Origin of the sequence: Neobacillus sp. KR4-4, from assembly GCF_042136325.1 — a bacterium.
GTDB lineage: Bacteria > Bacillota > Bacilli > Bacillales > Cytobacillaceae > Neobacillus.
Genome location: NZ_JBHHJU010000024.1, coordinates 1 through 19,776, shown reverse-complemented (window position 1 = coordinate 19,776; position 19,776 = coordinate 1). Strand labels below are relative to the sequence as shown.

Here is a 19,776-nt window from a genome sequence, read left to right as displayed (position 1 = left end):
CATTATAATCTTTTCCATATAGCCTATCTATAAACTTTAAATAAGAGAGGTTTTGTAAAAAAAGGTGTCAGGCACCCAATGAAAGAATTGATATTATCCCTATCTTTTTGTTATAATGAGGTGGTTGTAACATTATTGAGGAGGAACATTTTTTTATGTCAATCGAGGTAGGTACAAAGGTACAAGGTAAAGTAACAGGCATCACTAGTTTTGGGGCATTCGTAGAATTGCCTGGTGGTACAACAGGGTTAGTTCATATCAGTGAGGTAGCTGACAGCTATGTAAAAGACGTAAATGACCATTTAAAAGTTGGCGACCAAATTGAAGTCAAAGTAATTAGTGAGAAGGACGGAAAGACTGCCTTGTCCATCAAAAAAGCTATAGATAAGCCCGAAGGACAAACCTCATCTTATTCCCAACGTCCACCACGCCAGGGAAGAGTAGATAACCGTTCTAAAGATTTCCGTGCAAAGAGTAATTTTAAACCTAAGGAAAATTTCGAAGATAAAATTGCGAAGTTTTTAAAGTCTAGTGAAGAGAATTTATCTACCTTAAAACGAAGCACAGAAACAAAACGTGGCGGTAGAGGCGGAAGACGCGGATAACTTTATCGTTTATTAATAAATCAATATATAGTGAAAGGCAAACGTGTTTAGACATGTTTGCCTTTTTTAATTGCTTCATTCCTTAATTGCAACAAAAAAAGACAGGGCTCGCCTGTCTTTTTTTTCATTTAATTATTAATCGTGAAAATTGGTACCATCTGTCGTAGCTTTAATGATGCCGGCGCGAATCACAAAATCACCGAAGTGCTCGCCATCTTCTCGTTCAGTCGCATAGCGAGAAAGTAAAACTCGCAATTCACTTAATATTTCTTCTTCACCGATGTTCTCTCGGTACATTTTATTTAGTCGGCTGCCATCAAAAGCAGCACCAAGGTACATGTTATATTTTCCTACAGCTTTCCCCATGAAAGCAATTTCACCTAGACCTGGACGGGCACAGCCGTTTGGACAGCCTGTCATCCGGATGGTGATTTCTTTATCACGTAGGCCATTTTCATCAATGATCGTTTCAATTTTATCAATTAGTTCTGGTAGATACCGCTCAGCTTCAGCCATTGCTAATCCACAGGTTGGCAATGCCACACAGGCCATTGAGCTGCGGCGAAGAGCTGAAGTATGCTTGCCATCGGTCAAACCATATTGTTCAACCAATTCGTTTATTACTTTCTTTTTCTGTGCTGATACATTGGCAATGATCAAGTTTTGATTGGTCGTTAAACGGAATTCACCCGTATGAACTTTGGCAATTTCACGTAAAGCAGTCATCAGCTTATAGTCATCAAAATCAGCAACGCGGCCGTTTTGAATAAACAGTGTCAAATGCCATTTACCATTTACGCCCTTTTCCCATCCATAACGATCACCGTTATGGTCGAAATGATATCGTCTTGCCTCTTCCAGTTTCCAGCCAAGACGGTGTTCCAATTCTTCCTTCACCGTTTCAAGGCCCAGACGGTCTACCGTGTACTTAAACCGAGCATTTTTTCTGACCGAGCGATTTCCGTAATCACGCTGAATGGTGATCGTCTTCTCGGCAACATCATAAATTTGCTCTGGCTTACAGAAGCCAATGACCTTAGCAAGTTGTGGATAAGTTGCTTTGTCACCGTGAGAACTGCCCATTCCACCGCCAATAGCGACGTTAAAACCAATAAGCTTCCCGTCTTCGACAATGGCAATAAATCCTAGGTCTTGTGAAAAGACATCAATATCATTTTCTGGAGGGACAGCAATTCCGATTTTAAACTTCCGCGGCAAATAAAGCGGTCCGTACATTGGTTCAACTTCTTCAATTTCCGGAGTACCTGCCACTACTTCTTCATCAAGCCATACTTGATGATAGGCTCTTGTTCGCGGTAATAAATCATCACTTAGCATTTTGGATAAACCATATACTTCAGAATGGATATCAGATTGATACGGATTAGAAGTACACAAAACATTACGGTTTACATCTCCACATGCAGCAATCGTATCTAAAAGAGTGGAATGAATTTGTTGAATCGTATTTTTCATGTTCCACTTTAAAATCCCATGCATTTGAAATGTCTGGCGTGTTGTTAGTTTTAAAGTGCCATTCCCATTCCTTTGAGCGAGCTCATCCATGACAAGCCATTGTTCAGGTGTAGCAACTCCGCCAGGTAAGCGAACACGAAGCATAAACTGGTATGCTGGTTCAAGCTTTTGTTTGGCACGTTCATTGCGGAGGTCGCGATCATCCTGCAAATAACTGCCATGATGCTTCATTAAACGGTTGTCATCATCAGGAATTCCCGCACTTATCCGGTCTAACATTACTTCTTTAAGTGTCCCGCGTAAATAATTACTTCTTTCTTTGATACCTTCCACATCACTTGGAGGGCCTTCAGGCGCTTTTAAAATTTGATTAACCATGGTGAAACTCCTTTCCATCCCAAATCAGTATACGTCACGCTGATAACGTTTTTGCTGCTGCATATCGGCTACATATTCTTCTGCTTTTTCACGGCTTAAGCCGCCTTCTTTTTCAATAATGTCAATTAATGTATTATGAACATCATGGGCCATATGTTTTTCATCCCCACAAATGTACAGATGAGCACCTTCTTCAAGCCATTCAAATAATTCTTTACTATTTTCAAGCATACGGTGTTGTACATATACTTTTTCAGCTGTATCACGTGAAAAGGCTACATCCAATTTCGACAATACACCGTCTTTCAGCCATTTTTGCCATTCTGTTTGATAAAGGAAATCCGTCACAAAATGCTGATCTCCGAAGAATAGCCATGATTTTCCTTCTGCCCCAATTTCTTCACGCTCTTGCATAAAGGAACGAAATGGTGCTGCTCCAGTACCTGGTCCCACCATGATGATTGGAGCCTCTGAGTTATTTGGAAGCTTGAAGTTTTCATTATGTTGGATATACACTGGCACGGTATCGCCTGGCTGCAGACGCTCCGCTGTCTGAATGGAACAAACCCCATTTCGTTTCCGGCCGTGTGCCTCATAACGAACCGCTCCGATTGTCAAATGAACCTCATCCGGGTTTGCCGCTAAGCTGCTTGATATCGAATACAGTCGGGACGGCATTTTTCGAAGAATGGACACAAACTCTTGTGCTGAACCAACCCAAGGAGTAAAATCACGGACTAAATCAAGTAAGTCGCGTCCATCCAAATATGTCTTTAATTTCTCTTCATTACCTGGTGAGAGCAGTTCCTGTAAATTTTCATTTGCAGTAAGACGGGCTGCCTTCTCAATCAACGGTTTCGTTAACGTCGTAATTTCAAAATGTGTGGTAAGTGCTTCTTTAAGCGGGAGAATTTCTCCTTTTTTATTCACAGTCACCTGTTGTTCTGGATCCCAGTTCATTTCCTCTAATAGCGAGGTAACGAGCGCGGGGTCATTTTCTGGATATATCCCAAGACTATCTCCCGGTTCAAATGTAAGTCCAGATCCTTCAAGCGACAACTCAAGGTGGTGCGTTTCTTTATTTGAGCCGCGGCCATTCAGATTGATATTTTCTAATACTTCTGCTTTAAATGGATTTGATCTTGAATACGTTGATTCTACTGCTTGAGATACCAGTTCCTGTACTGGAACTTGGCTGCCGGCGTCTGCTTCTTTTAAATTACTAAGCACACCTGCAAGCCATTCAGATGCTGGCTCATCGTAATCAAGATCGCAGTCAAAGCGTGGGTAAAGCCTCGTACCGCCAAGTTCTTCCAACCGTGCATCAAAGTCTTTTCCTGTTTGACAGAAAAATTCATACGAACTGTCACCCAGTGCCAAAACTGAGAAACGAAGATGGTCTAGTTTCGGAGCACGTTTTCCATGCAGAAACTCATGAAAGGATATGGCATTATCTGGCGGAGTGCCCTCGCCATGGGTACTAGCGACGATCAGCAGATTTTCAACCTTTTTTAAATTGTTAGGTTTAAAATCGCTCATTGATAAGACAGTTACTTGGAACCCTGCTGCCTCAAGTTTCTTGCCCGCTTTCTTAGCAAGACCCTGAGCGTTACCCGACTGTGAACCAAAAAGGATGGTCACAGCTTTAGAAATTACTGGTGCTGTGATTCCTCCCGGTTGTTCAGATACCTGGGCATTTCCAGACCCTGAAATCGAAGAAAATTGGGCTGCTGCCAAGAATCCGCTCAACCAGACTTTTTGAGATTCTGTCAACGTAGGCAGTATCCGGTTTAGGAGTTCTGCTTGCTCCTGATTAAAAGGACTGTTCAATACTTGAAGTTGCACTAAAATCCACCTCACAAAGGATTATTAACTGATTGTGATCATTTATTTATCATGCCTTGTAATAAAGATTCTTACAGTACACAATTTTCAGTCAAAAAATGATTAATATAATAATAGTTTTACTATTCCTATAAGTCAAGTCGGTTTTAATGATTTAATCCATTAAAATCTGTTAAAATTTTGGTTTTTTTAAGTGGATGCATGTTACTACAACAATTAAATAAATATATAGCGCAATGTAATAGCATACCGCGACACGTTTCCAATGCTTTGGCTTTTGTCACGTCACACTGTCCTCATTGCGCCAGAATTTTAGGAAATGTTATCTATTTCTTCTGTTTCGGTTACGCAAAAACGTCGGAATGTCAATTGATTCCTCTGTATCCTGTCCATAGCTTCCATAATCATGCGAAGGCTCTTCATGAATCACTTGTTCTTGTTTTGGCTGTGAATGGACCTGCTGAATTCTTGATGTTCCTTCTTTTTGAATTGGAGTAGACGGCCTAGTGGTTCGTGCCAGTTTATCAACAAAACCTGTAGCAATCACTGTAATCATGATTTCATTTTTAAAATTTTCGTTAATAATCGAACCAAAAATCATATTTAGATCTTTATCAGCTGCTGAAGCGACAAGGTCCGCTGCCTCTTGCACTTCATATAAACTTAGATCTTTCCCTCCAGTTATATTCATAAGAATCCCTTGTGCTCCGTCAATCGACGTTTCTAATAAAGGACTAGAAATGGCCTTTTTTGCTGCCTCTACTGCGCGTCCATCACCTTTTGCAACACCAATACCCATTAAAGCCGTACCTTGATTACTCATAATGGTCTTAACATCAGCAAAATCCAAATTTATTAATCCAGGAACAGCTATTAAGTCAGAAATCCCTTGAACACCTTGACGAAGAACATTATCCGCTTCTCGGAACGCTTCAATCATCGGCGTTCTTTTATCAACAATTTGCAATAGGCGATCATTTGGAACTATGATTAATGTATCAACTGCTTGACTCATTAGCTCAATTCCACTTGCTGCATTTGAAGCACGTTTACGTCCCTCAAATCCAAAAGGGCGGGTTACAACGCCAATTGTCAGGGCACCAAGGGCACGGGAAATTTCAGCAATCGCAGGGGCAGCACCTGTTCCTGTACCTCCACCCATCCCAGCAGTGACGAAAACCATGTCGGCACCTTTTAATACGTCCTCCAGCTGTCTTCTGCTTTCCTCAACCGCTTTTCTGCCAACTTCGGGGTTAGCGCCAGCACCTAATCCTCTTGTCAACTGTGCTCCAATTTGCATTTTAATTTCTGCTTTTGATAGATTTAGAGCTTGGGCATCTGTATTGACAGCAATGAACTCGACACCCTGAACTCCGCCTTCAATCATCCGATTGACAGCATTATTTCCGCCACCGCCAACGCCAATTACTTTTATTCTAGCTACTTGATCTATATCCATGTCAAAATCCCACATATTATTCCTCCTACTTATCATCCGTTAAATTATTTGCCTCGCTATTAAAAAAAATCATAGATTTTTATAATCTTGCAATCGATTAGTTACAAATAATCATATATCGTATGTATATTTTTTTCCTATTCCTATTTTACCAAAATAATAGCAGATTTAATATAGTAAGCTAACACTCAATTCAGATAAATTTGTTGAATTTTGAGGAAAATACTAGAAAATTTGTTAAATTTATTAAACAATTTTTTTAAGTAGTTCTTTTGAAATACTCCCATCGATAGATTTTATTAGCATGCTAGGATACTGCCATCAATTCTCTATCATTCTGCTAGCATGAAGATAGAGTGTCACTAGCCTGCTTCTATAAGAAAAAATACCGTTAATGCTGCCGCATTAACGGTATTTTTGATGATCAGCTTTTTAACTTTTGATTTAGCGATAAACGGTATGTACTTTTATAACGCAGGCACTTCCAACCCCATATGACTCCACTCTTCCCGGGCTGGTCCATAAACTCCAGGTACATTTAATCCAGCTTGGCGCATTAGTACTGTCATTTGGCCGCGATGATGAATGATGTGTTTAATTAAAAGAGAGAGTGTCACTCCTTTTGGCATTTCCATACCAAACACGTTTTTCATTTCGGTTAAGGATGCATCCGTCCATTGCTGCTGTACTGCCTCGATTGTGTCAGCAGTAACCTTTCGGAAAGTGTCAGCAATGATTTTCGCGGAGGTTGGTACTACATCTCCATTCTCCACATTTTCAGCAGTAATGCCGAATTCGTTAAGCATTCCAGGTGTGCTCGTAACCACATGCCACGCAATTCTGCCTAGCGTTCGGTCTTCTGGGGAAACTTCTTGTTGAAGTGATTGGTCCGTTAAAACATCTAACACCTTTTGCGTAGAGGATGCCTCTTGATTCCATTCTTGGATAAATTCAGATATTGATGTATACATGATTTTTTTCCACCTACTTTGATACGTTTAACAATAAAAGTATATCATTCTTACCATTAACAGCAAAATTTACCACATCAAATCTATTTAAAACTCCTCTACGGTTGAAATATATGGTAAGTTTCGGTACATTTGTGCGTAGTCAATCCCATAGCCGACAATGAATTCATCTGGGATGACAAAGCCTACATAATCAACTGGCAAGTCTACTCGCCTTCTTTCAGGCTTGTCTAAGAGCGTGCAAATTTTTACTTGTTTCGGCTTATGCGCTATTAAATGACCGCGCAAGAAATGCAATGTCAGACCGCTATCTATAATATCCTCAACAACTAGGACATTCTGATTGGTAATATTTGCATCAAGGTCCTTCAGTAATCTTACTTTCCCTGATGACTCTGTCTCGTCCCCATAGCTTGAAACGGAAATGAAATCAATATTAATATTCCCCTTCATCTCACGAATCAAATCAGCAGCGAAGATAAACGATCCTTTTAAGACGACGATTAAAATAATGTCCTCATTATTGAAGTCTTTTTCAATTTGTTCTGCTAACAGCTTCACTCGTTCTTTAATTTCTGTTTCAGAAATCATCACATCTTTAATTCTATAACCCACGATTTCCACCTCATTCTAAAAAATAAAAATGCCAATACGAAAAATCATCTAATTTGATTTTTCGCATTGGCATCGATTGTTATACCCCTTTATAAGCAAGGCGGTAAATTTCTGCTAATTCAGTTATTAGCGGAAGTTTGGGATTTGCTGTGGTGCATTGGTCTTCGAAAGCCCGATCTGCTAGGTAGTCAACTTTGCTTTCAAATTCAGCTTTATTTATATGGTTTGCTTCAAGGCTCATTGGCACTTCCAATTCCTGTGCCAATTTAATAATGGCTTGAACGAGGCTTTCTACACCTTCCTCGGTGTTACTTGCAGGTAATCCTAGAATTCTAGCGATTTCAGCATAACGTTTGTCAGCTTTGAAATGATTGTACTTCGGAAAAGCTGTAAATTTCTTTGGCTTGGCGGCATTATAACGTATTACATGTGGCATAAGTACAGCATTTGCCCGTCCGTGTGCAATATGGAACTCGGCACCAAGTTTATGGGCAAGACTATGGTTTATTCCTAAAAATGCGTTAGCAAACGCCATACCAGCAATTGTTGAAGCATTATGAACCTTTTCTCGAGCTTCTTCATCCTGGCCGTTTTTGTAGGCTCTAGGCAGGTACTCAAATACGAGTTGGATGGCTTTAATTGCGAGGCCATCAGTATAATCATTTGCCATACATGACACATATGCTTCAATGGCGTGTGTCAAGACGTCCAATCCAGTATCGGCTGTAATGTGTTTTGGCACCGTCATCACAAATTGCGGATCGATAATGGCAACGTCAGGAGTTAATTCATAATCAGCCAGCGGATATTTAATATTTGCTTCTTTATCAGTAATGACCGAGAATGACGTTACCTCCGAGCCTGTTCCAGAAGTGGTAGGAATGGCCACAAATTGTGCTCTTTGGCCAAGATTAGGATATTTTACAATCCTTTTGCGAATATCTAAGAATTTTTGTTTTAAGCCAAAGAATTCGGTTTCTGGATGTTCATAGAACAACCACATTCCTTTGGCCGCATCCATTGCGGAACCACCGCCAAGTGCAATGATTACGTCAGGCTGGAAATTAGCCATCATTTCTGCACCCTTCATCACCGTTTCAATGGACGGGTCTGGTTCTACTTCTGAAAAGATTTCACAATGCACATAATCAGGACGTTTTCTTAAATAGTATAGAACTTTATCAACATATCCTAATTTCACCATTCCAGGGTCTGTAACAATAAAGGCTTTTGAAATTTTTGGCATTTTTGCTAAGTACTGTGTCGAGTTTTTTTCGAAATAAATTTTAGATGGTACTTTAAACCACTGCATATTAATATTCCTTTTCGCTACTTTTTTTATATTCATTAAATGAATGGTACCAACGTTTGTTGAGACAGAATTTCCGCCATACGTACCACAGCCAAGGGTCAATGACGGCATATAAGCATTATAAATATCACCGATTGCACCTTGTGAGGATGGGGCGTTGACAATTATACGTCCCGCTCTCATTCGCAAGCCAAAATTCTTGATCACAGATTGGTCAGTGGTGTGAATAACAGCGGAGTGCCCTAAACCGCCAAACTCCAGCATTTCCTCGGCCCGTTTGAATCCTTCTTCAAGATTACTTACCATATAACATGCAAGGACAGGGCTTAATTTTTCCCTTGAAAGTGGAAATTCAGGACCGACTCCAGTTAATTCTGCGACAAGAATCTTTGTTTCGTCAGGAACCTTCACTCCAGCCATCTTAGCTATTTTAGCGGCAGCCATTCCAACAATATCAGGGTTAACGGCATAAGAATGTTCATTAATAACCAATTTTTCGACCTTCGCTTTTTCTTCCTCAGTTAAAAAGTAACAATTATTTGAAATCATTTCTTGTTTAACATGATCGTAAATTTCTTTATCAACAATAACCGCTTGTTCCGAGGCACAAATCATCCCATTGTCAAAAGTCTTTGATAAAATTAAGTCATTCACTGCTTGTTGAAGATTTGCTGTTTTTTCAATGTAGCAAGGGACATTTCCTGGTCCAACACCTAGTGCAGGCTTACCTGAACTGTATGCAGATTTCACCATTCCCGCTCCGCCTGTGGCAAGAATTAATGAAATTCTCGGATGATTCATCAGGGCTTGAGTAGCTTCGAGCGACGGTGTTTCAATCCATTGAATACAATTTTCTGGTGCTCCTGCCTTAATGGCTGCATCTTTTAGGACTCTGGCCGCTTCACTGCTGCATTTTTGTGCCGATGGATGGAAAGCAAAAATAATTGGATTTCTCGTTTTTATCGATATAAGTGCTTTAAACATTGTAGTCGATGTTGGATTGGTTACTGGTGTAACTCCGGCAATAACCCCTACCGGTTCCGCAATTTCAATCATGCCTTCATGTTCATTTTCGTTAATAATTCCAACGGTTTTATCGTATTTAATATTATGATAGACATATTCTGTAGCAAACATATTTTTGATGATTTTATCTTCATATACGCCTCTCCCAGTTTCTTCAACCGCTAATTTCGCCAGCGGCATATGCTGGTCAAGACCTGCCAAAGCCATTTCTTTGACAATTTCATTAATCATTTCTTGGTCAAAGCTGCGGAACTCAGCCAAAGCTTTTAGACCATTCTCGACCAGTAGGTCCACCATCTCTGTTACATCTTGCTTTTCTTTAACTGCCTTTTCTACAACTACCATTGTAATACCTCCGTTTGATTAATTATTTGTGAAACTTTTCACAAATTAAATTAAAAAAAATAATCTATTAAGCGGGTATTTTCTCAGGTGTCTATTTATTTGTTCTTTTGTGAGTCATTTCACATAATTGATTAAAAAAATGTTTTCTACTTAATCTTCTTTCACAAATGGTTATTCACAGACTGGATTACGGGGAATCTTTTCAAATAATATGTCCGACAGAACCTTTGAATATTTTTTTACAATGATCACGTAATTAACTGTCCAAATATAGGAGGGAATTTCTTCATTTTCTTTAAAATACATCGCCTCAAATTCGTCCTCTACTGTTTCTTCAAATAAATCCAGGCTATAAGTTTCAGAATCTGTAGAGAAGGTCTTCCATTCACAAACCATCATGTCTTATCACTCCTTGTTTGTTTATGGATTCATCATAACATAGATTTTTAATAATAATTTGTGAAGTAATGAACAATATGTGAATTGTGGTTAATTTTACTAAAAATAGTCTATTTCCATATTTGACGATGTTTTCAACTGATAATATCGGAATATATATTGTGAATAGGGTATTTATTTGAAAACGTTTACAACCAATAAACTATTTTAATATAATATTAAACTGAATTAAATATGCTTAATTCCTAATCAAAGATGATAGTGGCAAATTAAGGGTTCCGGTCATTTAACAGCTATCTTAATACCGGAACCCCACATGAAACTAAATTTCAGGCAATTATATATCGTTAAATCAATTTAATTTCTCTTGGCAGTTTAATAGAAGTCAGAATGTCCGTCTCCCTCACACGGTCCTCTGCATAAGAGGAACCACTCAAAATCTCGTGATCCAGATAACCCGGATGACACATTACTTCGACCGTTTGCCCGTCTTGAACACGTGTGACCAGTTTCTCAAAGTAATCATAGGTCGCTCCCGCTCCATAAAAATCATGTAAAAACACATCCGAAAATGCAGCAACTCCCTCTACTGCATCCAATGAAAAACGTCTAGCACTTAAATCGTATTTTTTTGCCAGCATTTGCACCACCGGTAAAAATTCCGGAATCGTATGGACATGATGATGGCTGTCAAAATGAGTCGGTGTAAGACCTGTTTCAAGAAACTTATCAATTTGCGCACTCCACTCTCTAGTCAGTTCGTCAAGCGATATCTCCCGTTGCTCTTTGAATTCAGAAATTCGTTTAAAACTGCCAGTCTCATTCACTAGTGATGGAACTTCAGTTAAAAGCGGCTTCCCACAGGTGAGGACCAGATGAATCCCGACTTGAAGATTTGGATTAGCTTTCGCGAGCTCCACGGCATGCGCCACACCAGGCATGTTCATCATTATTGTGGTGGAATTAACAATACCATTTTTATGAGCATCAATAATTCCATAATTAATGCCTCTTGAATACCCAAAATCATCTGCGTTTACAATTAACTTAATCATGCGATTATAACCTCCTCTTTACCAGAGAAAAGGCAGCAGACCCGCTCCCTTTTTGTTAATTTTCGGCTTTTTATACCTATCTGTTGATTTCCGTTCCAGGCACTTCGCTTTCCAATCAACCGTGTTTCGAAATCAGAATTAACTTTTAACACAGTCTAATTTTTAAAGAATCGAGGTAAGTATTTTTTATGTGCTTCTAACAAATCGTCGACGATTTGTTTCGCAATGGTATCAGAAGCAACCAATGGATTAATTGTTAGCGCAAGGATTGCTAGATTATAGTCTCCCGTTACCGCTGCTTCGGCTGCGACCCGTTCAAATGATTTAATTTGTTGAACAAGCCCTCGGACCGGCACGGGGAGATCGCCCATCACAAGTGGTTTTGGACCCTCTTTTGTAATGATACAGCTAACCTCAACAGCAGAATCATTAGGAATGCTCGCGATAGAACCATTATTTAACGTATTAACCGGTTGAATATCCCCTTTGTCATTATAAATAGATGAAATTAAACGGACTGCTGCATCACTGTAATATGCGCCACCCCGTTTTTCAAGTTGTGAAGGTTTTATTGATAGATTAGGATCCTTATAAAGTTCAAAAAGATCCTCTTCTAACTTTTTCACCACTTCCGCACGTGTCCCAACCGTTTCTGCATTTTTGATGTCTTTTTCGACCATTTCACGACTTTTGTAATAATAATTGTGATACGGACATGGGAGGACCCCTAAAGCTCGGATAAATTCAGGCTCCCAGCCCTGCCCTTGAATATTCTTTACGAAACTTGAATTTTCTGGATTGGTTAAAAATTCAATGACCTGATCTTTTACACTAATGCCATCCATGTAAACATCTAAGCCGTACACCATATGATTTAACCCGGCAAAGTCAATACGGACACGGGAATGTTCAACTTTTAGTAGTTTTGCGATTCCCATTTCCATCCCTATCGGTACATTACAGAGTCCGACTACCTTGCGATGGTCACTATAGCGAAGAACCGCTTCCGTCACCATCCCTGCCGGATTGGTAAAGTTAACGAGCCACGCATCAGGACAAAGTTCCTTCATATCTTTAACAATATCCAAAATAACTGGGATCGTGCGAAGTCCTTTAAAAAGCCCACCTGGTCCGTTCGTTTCTTGGCCAAGTACCCCATACTTTAACGGGATCCTCTCATCCTTAGCCCTTGCGTCGAGGAGACCCACCCGAAATTGCGTGGTCACAAAATCAGCATCCTTTAATGCTTCTCTTCGATCAAGTGTTAGATGCACTTCGACAGGAAGTCCAGCCTTTTGAAACATCCGTTTCGCTAAGTTTCCAACTATTTCTAATTTCTCTTTTCCTTCCTCGACATCCACTAGCCAAAGTTCGCGTATTGGTAGTTCATCATATCGTTTGATCAATCCTTCAACCAGCTCGGGGGTATAACTTGAACCGCCGCCAATGGTGGTAATTTTAATTGATTTAGTCAATTTCTATGAACCTCCCACTTTATTGAGTATTCATTTCTTGGCGAATCTCAACAATCTCTCTTGCTAAATCGATTAATGTAATAGCCGTCATTAAATGATCCTGCGCATGGATTAGAATAATGGGGATGTCGAAATCCTTGCCTTCCGCTTCAGCTTGGATCAATTGTGTTTGAAAGCGATGGGCATGAATGATTTCACCATCAGCTTCTGAAAGTTTTTCCAGTGCAGAAGTGAAGTTTTTTTCTTTGGCTGTAAAAATCGCTTCCATGGCGAGACTTCTGGCATTTCCACTATGCAGAATTAATTGAAATGAGAGTTGGTATAATTCTTCTTTTGTCATCTTTGTCCTCCTCACCCAAAATACGTGCTAAGAGCTTGCCATTTGGCAAGCCCTTTTTTATTTTATTGTTATTTACTAGACCCATTTTCAACATTGAAGTTTTGTTTATCCCACATTCTAAAAAATGGATAGTAAATCGCAAAAGCAACGACTAAATTGATCACTTGCATTAACGCCCCTCGGATATTTCCACCTGTTGCTAGATAACCTCCGATAATTGGAGGAGTCGTCCACGGTACAGCAACACCAGCTGTCTTCGGAGCAAAACCAGTACTCATTCCAATATAAGTTGTAATGGTGAGAGCCAACGGTGTTAAAATAAATGGAATAATGAGCAGAGGATTTAAAACAATTGGGGCTCCGAAAGTAATCGGTTCATTAATATTGAATATTCCTGGTCCAATCGCCAGACGGCCTAATTGCTTGGATTGCTGGCTCTTCGCCATAAATAACATCATAAGAGCAAAAACAAATGTTGCACCTGAACCGCCCATATAAATGAAAATATCAAAGAATTGCTGGGAAATGATATTTGGAATTTCATCTCCAGCTTGAAGAGCCAAGCGGTTCGCGTCTGTTTGGGCTAACCAAATTGGTGCCATAACACCGCCGACAATACTCGCGCCATGTAATCCAGTGGACCACAAGAGTTGAACAAAAAAGACGGCAATAAGTGCACCAATCAGTGTTCCACCAAGCGCACCAAGTGGTTCTTGTAACAACTGCCCAACAACATTATGCAAACTTTCAAACGAAGTGTTTTCAATGAGCAAACGAATAATCCATACGCAAAGAATAACTAAAAATCCTGGGAATAAAGCGACAAATGATTTACTTACACTTGGCGGTACACCATCCGGCATTTTTATAACAATATTTTTTTGAATAATATATCGATAAATTTCAGTTGAAAACATTGCTAGGATCATCGCAACAAACAAACCTTTACTACCCAAAAGTGCCATTGGCAATACACCGCCTACTTGTACAGCCTCCGTTGCTCCTTCTGGGGTAAACATCGTGAAATAAGGAGTGGCAAGAATAAAGGCAGCGACAGATATGGCACCTGCACTCAATGGATCGACTTTGTATTGTTCAGCCAGACGGTATGCTATACCGAACGCTGCAATCAGTGCCATAATGTCAAATGTTGCGCTGACAGGATATAATAGTTTAGTCAACCAGGCGTCTCCGAATGTGCGGGCCATAAATTCTGGATATCCATCAATAGGTAAAAATCCCAAAATTAAAAAAATGGATCCAATGATGAGGAGCGGCATGGTTAAAATAATCCCATCACGCAATGCTTGTAGGTGCCGTTGACCCGCAATCCTGCCCGCGACCGGCATGACCTTCTCTTCTAACATCTGATTAAATTTGCTCATATCTTTTCACCCCTATGTGAAGTTATGAATCTAGTAGATTTTTGGCAAATTTTAGTACTTCCGCCCCATTACACATCCCATAATGCACTGAATTGATTAAATCAACGGGTATCCCTTTTTCTAATCCTGCTTTTTTCAATTTGGGAAGCAGATATCGAACCTGCGGACCTACTAATAACACATCCGCTTGGTCTAGATGGTTACTCACTTCATTCGCACTTACTGCCCATATCTTTGCCGAAATTCCTTCTGCTTTTGCTGCTGCTTCCATTTTCGTTACTAATAAGCTAGTTGACATGCCAGCAGCACAGCATAATAGGATGTTCATAACAATCCTCCCTTCTAATTATTGTAAGCGCTTACAAAAAAAGGAAAAAGTTTTTCCGTTGCGATAAACAATGGGTTTCCATATAAGCTGTCCTCCATGTCAAGAATTTTGTCCCGCCCTAATATATATTTCCTCACCAAAAAAATTAGGACAAAAAGTTGCTCTTTAAAATGTAAAAAAAAACTACAGATTTTTAAATTAGCAGAAAGAAAAAAAGAAGCCTAGAATATTCTAGACTTCCTGCTGTGGAGCGTATTACCTTTTACTTCTCACTTGGGGACCATTCAATAGAATCCTACTAATTCCATTCTTATTCCATCAATTTAGGTCATCAAACTCTCTTGCAATTCTTTCAAACGCTTCCTGTATGAGTGGTCTGGGTGATGGAATACAGATTCTTTGCCACTGTAACCCTTCCTCACCAAACATCTTTCCATCTTCAAGCAGGACATTCGCTTTGTTGTAAATACGATCATGGATTTCTTCCGGTGAGAGGCCATAATCGCTAAAATCCATCCACATAATATAGGTTCCTTCTGGAATTCTCACCTTAACTTTCGGCATTTTCTCCGCTAAAAACGTAGCAGCCCACTCCATAGTCCCATCAATATAGTCTTTCAACTGCTCTAACCAGTCTTCTCCTTCATTGTAAACAGCAATCAAAGCTGAAACAGTAAATGGAGATGGTAAGTGCATGCCCATAACCTTATTATAAGTGTTTCTAAGTTCTGGATTCGAGATAATCACATTCGTACAATGAAGCCCAGCAACATTGAATGTTTTATTGATTGCTGTAAAAGTAATAATCCGGTCACGATGTTCAGAAACCTTTGCGATTGGAGTAAACGTCTGATTTCGACGAACTAAATCACCATGTATTTCATCGGCAACTATGAGAACATCATGCTCAGCACAAATATCGGCTAATTTCCTTAATTCATCCTGAGTAAACACTCTTCCGGTGGGATTATGCGGGTTGCATAAGATGAACATTTTGGTTGTTTCTTCTTTTGCTTTCGATTCAAAATCAGCAAAATCAATTTGAAAGTACCCTTGACTATCTGCTTTAAGGGCATTATTCACGACTTTTCGACCGTTGGCTTCTATTGCGGAGGTAAACGGTGGATACACGGGACGTTGGATTATGATGCCATCTCCTGGATTTGTTAATGCCTTGACAGCCACATTTAAGGCATGAACTGTTCCAGGACTAAAACTGATTTCCTCCCGCGGAATCTCCCAATCATGTCTCTTTTTAAACCAATGCTGAATGGCTTCATAATACTCTTTAGGAAAAATAGTATAGCCAAAAATTCGGTGATCGACCGTCTTATGTAAAGCATCAACTAAGGGCTGGGGTACAGGTAGATCCATGTCTGCTGTAAATAATGCAATGGTTTCTTCATCATATCGTTCTGTCAGCCCAATCTGTTTCAGAAGGTCCCCTCCATCCCATTTAATTGAATAAGTTCCTCTTCGGTTAACAACTTCATCAAAGTTATACTTCATTTACATCCACCCTTCTATTTTTTATTTCTTTTAATGATACGCTTATAAAAATTCACATTGATTACTCTAATTATAGCGATAAAAAGAAGTGATTAAAAATATGAGAGGATAAATTTTTTTATATGATGACACAAAAAAGAGCAGGCCTCAGTTAGCACTGCAGTTAGCACTGCTCATTACTGCAAGTTACACTTGTTATTTTATTGGACCGTTCCGATTAAATTGCGAATTGATTTGACCAATGATCATCTTACGTTTTTCCTTTTTGGAGAAATCTCTGCGAATTTCCATCGTTTGGACCCCTTCTTCAATTTTTTCTGCAATTTCTATTAGTCTTTCAATATCCGCAAATGAATATTTCCGTGTCCCATTTGGGGTCCTGTCTGGAAAAATAAGCTTTCTTGTTTCATAATAATGGATTTGCCTGCTTGTTAGACCCGTCAATTCTGTCACAATTCCTATCGTGATAACCTTTTGTTCACGATAGGATTGGTTTTCATTTTCCAAGATACCACCTGCCCATTTTCTTTATTTTTAAAAATGTGAATTGTTTAACAATTCTGATGTTACATATTCTAACACACGATGTAATAAACTTAAACAATAAATTCCTCTTACTCAAAAATTTCACTTTTACTGATGAAAATACTGTCAAAATTAAGTATCAATACAACAATTAATATTGTTGACTCTTTAAAAATTCTATGTCAACTTAGAAATATATTCATATAAACAGAAGGAAAAGGACGTATTCCCTTATGAAAAGAAAAATACTTGCTTATAACTTTGAATTCTCTGAAACGCTAGATCGATTAAGAGATCATTTCGATGTGGAAATTTTTGAACGAATCAATCCCAAGACAGACCCAGCGTTTTTGCATGCTCTTGAGAAGGCTGAAGGGATTGTCGGCCTCGCGCTCCCAGTTGATAATGAATTATTGGACCGAGCCCCAAATTTAAAAATCGTTTCCAATAACTCGACAGGTTTTAATAACCTTTCCCTTGGAGAGATGACAAAGCGTGGTATTATGGGCACCAACACACCAGGTGTCTTAGAGGACACTACGGCCGATGCGATTTTCGGTATTCTTCTTGCAGCAGCAAGACGCATCCCCGAATTAGACCAATTCGTAAAAACAGGAAAGTGGAAGCAACATCTTACTAGGAAAGAATATGCACTTGATGTTCATCACAAAACATTAGGTATTATTGGGATGGGGAAAATCGGTTCATTAATTGCAAAACGCGGGCATTTTGGCTTTGACATGAACATTCTATACTACAACCGCACCCGAAACCTGGAAGCTGAAGAAAAATACAACGCTGTTTACTCTTCATTAGATACCTTACTTATGCAATCCGATTTTGTTTGTTTAATGACTCCGCTCACTCCTGAAACTGAAAATATAATGGGAGAACGCGAATTTAAATTGATGAAAAATTCGGCTATTTTCGTAAATGGTTCGCGCGGAAAAACTGTGGATGAAAAAGCTCTAATTGAAGCCTTACGGATAAACGAAATCCATGGTGCCGCATTAGACGTATTCCAAAATGAGCCTCTCAAAGCAGATCACCCGCTGCTGCATTTTTCCAATGTGGTAACGACCCCGCATATCGGGTCCTCCACTCACGAAACGGAACTAAAAATGGCCAAACTTGCCGTCGAGAATTTAGAAGCAGGACTAACTGGAAAACGACCGAAGAATCTTGTTAATCCAGAGGTATGGGATTAATTTTATAGAGGAAACAAAGTTATGAACTCACCAAAAACTATTATTGAAGAACTAAATTTAAAAAAGTATGATCGGAAACTTGTTCTTAACAAACCTGAAGATTTAGATGAATTGAATAGATTGATCCAAATAAAACCAAATATCATTCCCCTCAAGCATATTACTTATACATTTTCTTAAAATTGGCTACAATTCTAATAGAAATGGAGGAAACGAACATGGTACGATTTCTGGCAATCATCTCATTCATTCTTTTATTTAAATTTTCACTCCCTGTCATCGACAAACAATTGGAAAAAGGCGATATCGAGAAGACGGCTGATTCCATTCAGTCTGTAATAAATGTCAAAGACAACACAACATTAGCAGAAACACTTAATAGTTTTTCCGAAAAAGTTGAACAATTAGGGAAACAACTAGGCTTTCAATTGAAAGATAGTCCACTTACTAAACAACAACCTCAACAACAGAAAGAAAAAGTAGCGTTGACCATTCCTACTGAACAAGTTTTTTCAATTCATAATGTTGAAATTGGAAATCTCAAAGAAGATATTGAACATAATTTAGGAAACGCAAACCGAATATCCTTTAATGAATACGGGACGGATTGGTATACCTATCACCAGAATTATCAGGATTTCTTTATGGTCATGTATGACGAAAACAACAAAGCCGCCGGTTTGTATACCAACCAAGATTTAATTGCTTCAAAGAACGGCATTAAACTCGGAAGCTCGAAAAAAACCGTCCGTGAAAAGCTTGGGGAGCCTTTAACGAAAATTCAAAAAGGGTTCACGGTATACCAACTGCAGGAAAATAGTGATAATGATTTGTTTTTAATTAAGGGAACCTATGTTACCGTCTTTTATGATAAGCATGAAAATAATACAGTTACCGCCATACAATTGATCAACAAAGACTTTGAAGAGGGGAAAGCGGATTTCTACACAAAAGGGAATCCAGCTTTAAAAGAAGGCTTTGAGTATCAGTTATTTGATTTGACAAATGCTGCACGAGTCAACCATCAACTGCCTGTATTGACATGGGATGAGCATGTTCGCGAAACAGCCCGTAAACATAGTACCGACATGGCAGTCCATCAGTATTTTGATCACACCAACCTTAAAGGACAATCTCCGTTTGACCGGATGAAAGAGGACGATATCACCTTTCATTTGGCAGGCGAAAACCTGGCCTACGGCCAATTTAGCAGTATTTTCGCCCATGAAGGTTTAATGAACTCACTTGGGCACCGGGAAAATATCTTACGTAAGGGTTATGAGTATTTAGGGGTGGGCGTGGCATTTAATAATGAATCACAACCATACTACACGGAAAATTTCTTTGCAAAATAGATAATAAACGCAAAACCTTCCTATTACTTTAGGAAGGTTTCAGACTGTCGACAAATCCGAAGGATTTCGGGTTTTAAATTGACAGTCTTTTTTGTTTGGCTACATTAAACTAGTCTGTTGATTTCCGTTCCAGGCGGCTTCGCTTTCCGCGGGCGGTTCGGGGAG

Annotated in this window: 17 protein-coding genes; 3 read left to right on the top strand and 14 right to left on the bottom strand. The window is 39.3% G+C overall.

Going from position 1 to position 19,776, the window contains the following annotated elements:
- The first annotated feature begins 155 nt into the window (after positions 1-155).
- The gene (locus ACE198_RS20535; RefSeq protein WP_026567489.1) at positions 156-605 is read left to right on the top strand and encodes a S1 domain-containing RNA-binding protein; all 450 of its coding nucleotides are present in this window, start codon (positions 156-158) and stop codon (positions 603-605) included.
- A gap of 135 nt (positions 606-740) precedes the next feature.
- Here ACE198_RS20535 and cysI read toward each other — a convergent pair whose 3' ends face one another.
- From cysI to ACE198_RS20465, 14 genes are all read right to left on the bottom strand, one after another.
- A complete protein-coding gene (gene cysI / locus ACE198_RS20530; protein ID WP_375376855.1) occupies positions 741-2,459 on the bottom strand; it encodes an assimilatory sulfite reductase (NADPH) hemoprotein subunit in 1,719 nt (572 codons plus the stop codon).
- 24 nt (positions 2,460-2,483) lie between these two features.
- Entirely contained in the window at positions 2,484-4,304 is a 1,821-nt protein-coding gene (locus ACE198_RS20525) for an assimilatory sulfite reductase (NADPH) flavoprotein subunit (protein ID WP_375376854.1), read from the bottom strand.
- Positions 4,305-4,626: 322 nt separating this feature from the next.
- Complete coding sequence (gene ftsZ, locus ACE198_RS20520; RefSeq protein ID WP_098576178.1) at positions 4,627-5,778, bottom strand: cell division protein FtsZ; 1,152 nt, start codon at positions 5,776-5,778, stop codon at positions 4,627-4,629.
- Between the two features lie 452 nt (positions 5,779-6,230).
- Complete coding sequence (locus ACE198_RS20515) at positions 6,231-6,734, bottom strand: DinB family protein (protein ID WP_375376853.1); 504 nt, start codon at positions 6,732-6,734, stop codon at positions 6,231-6,233.
- 87 nt (positions 6,735-6,821) lie between these two features.
- On the bottom strand, positions 6,822-7,349 hold the full coding sequence (gene hpt / locus ACE198_RS20510) for a hypoxanthine phosphoribosyltransferase (protein ID WP_375376852.1): 528 nt from the start codon (positions 7,347-7,349) through the stop codon (positions 6,822-6,824).
- 79 nt (positions 7,350-7,428) lie between these two features.
- A complete protein-coding gene (gene adhE, locus ACE198_RS20505) occupies positions 7,429-10,032 on the bottom strand; it encodes a bifunctional acetaldehyde-CoA/alcohol dehydrogenase (RefSeq protein WP_375376851.1) in 2,604 nt (867 codons plus the stop codon).
- Between the two features lie 171 nt (positions 10,033-10,203).
- Positions 10,204-10,431 (bottom strand): hypothetical protein, encoded by a 228-nt coding sequence (locus tag ACE198_RS20500; RefSeq protein ID WP_375376850.1) that lies wholly within the window; start codon positions 10,429-10,431, stop codon positions 10,204-10,206.
- A 347-nt stretch (positions 10,432-10,778) separates the two neighbouring features.
- Positions 10,779-11,486: a chitin disaccharide deacetylase gene (gene chbG / locus ACE198_RS20495; protein ID WP_375376849.1), complete on the bottom strand. Its 708-nt coding sequence runs from the start codon at positions 11,484-11,486 to the stop codon at positions 10,779-10,781.
- Positions 11,487-11,641: 155 nt separating this feature from the next.
- A complete protein-coding gene (locus ACE198_RS20490; protein WP_375376848.1) occupies positions 11,642-12,961 on the bottom strand; it encodes a 6-phospho-beta-glucosidase in 1,320 nt (439 codons plus the stop codon).
- 19 nt (positions 12,962-12,980) lie between these two features.
- Positions 12,981-13,301, bottom strand: a complete 321-nt coding sequence (locus ACE198_RS20485) for a PTS sugar transporter subunit IIA (RefSeq protein ID WP_375376847.1) — start codon at positions 13,299-13,301, stop codon at positions 12,981-12,983.
- Between the two features lie 68 nt (positions 13,302-13,369).
- Positions 13,370-14,686 carry a PTS cellobiose transporter subunit IIC gene (celB, locus tag ACE198_RS20480; RefSeq protein WP_251458841.1) on the bottom strand — a complete coding sequence of 439 codons (1,317 nt, stop codon included), beginning with the start codon at positions 14,684-14,686 and terminating at the stop codon, positions 13,370-13,372.
- 22 nt (positions 14,687-14,708) lie between these two features.
- Positions 14,709-15,014, bottom strand: coding sequence for a PTS sugar transporter subunit IIB (locus tag ACE198_RS20475; RefSeq protein ID WP_375376846.1), 306 nt, complete (start codon positions 15,012-15,014; stop codon positions 14,709-14,711).
- Positions 15,015-15,332: 318 nt separating this feature from the next.
- Entirely contained in the window at positions 15,333-16,523 is a 1,191-nt protein-coding gene (locus tag ACE198_RS20470; RefSeq protein ID WP_375376845.1) for a MalY/PatB family protein, read from the bottom strand.
- Positions 16,524-16,718: 195 nt separating this feature from the next.
- A complete protein-coding gene (locus ACE198_RS20465; RefSeq protein WP_251458836.1) occupies positions 16,719-17,030 on the bottom strand; it encodes a MerR family transcriptional regulator in 312 nt (103 codons plus the stop codon).
- 251 nt (positions 17,031-17,281) lie between these two features.
- Between ACE198_RS20465 and ACE198_RS20460 the strand changes: the two genes are divergently transcribed.
- Complete coding sequence (locus tag ACE198_RS20460; RefSeq protein ID WP_375376844.1) at positions 17,282-18,256, top strand: 2-hydroxyacid dehydrogenase; 975 nt, start codon at positions 17,282-17,284, stop codon at positions 18,254-18,256.
- A 218-nt stretch (positions 18,257-18,474) separates the two neighbouring features.
- On the top strand, positions 18,475-19,611 hold the full coding sequence (locus ACE198_RS20455; protein WP_375376843.1) for a CAP domain-containing protein: 1,137 nt from the start codon (positions 18,475-18,477) through the stop codon (positions 19,609-19,611).
- The last annotated feature ends 165 nt before the right edge of the window (positions 19,612-19,776 follow it).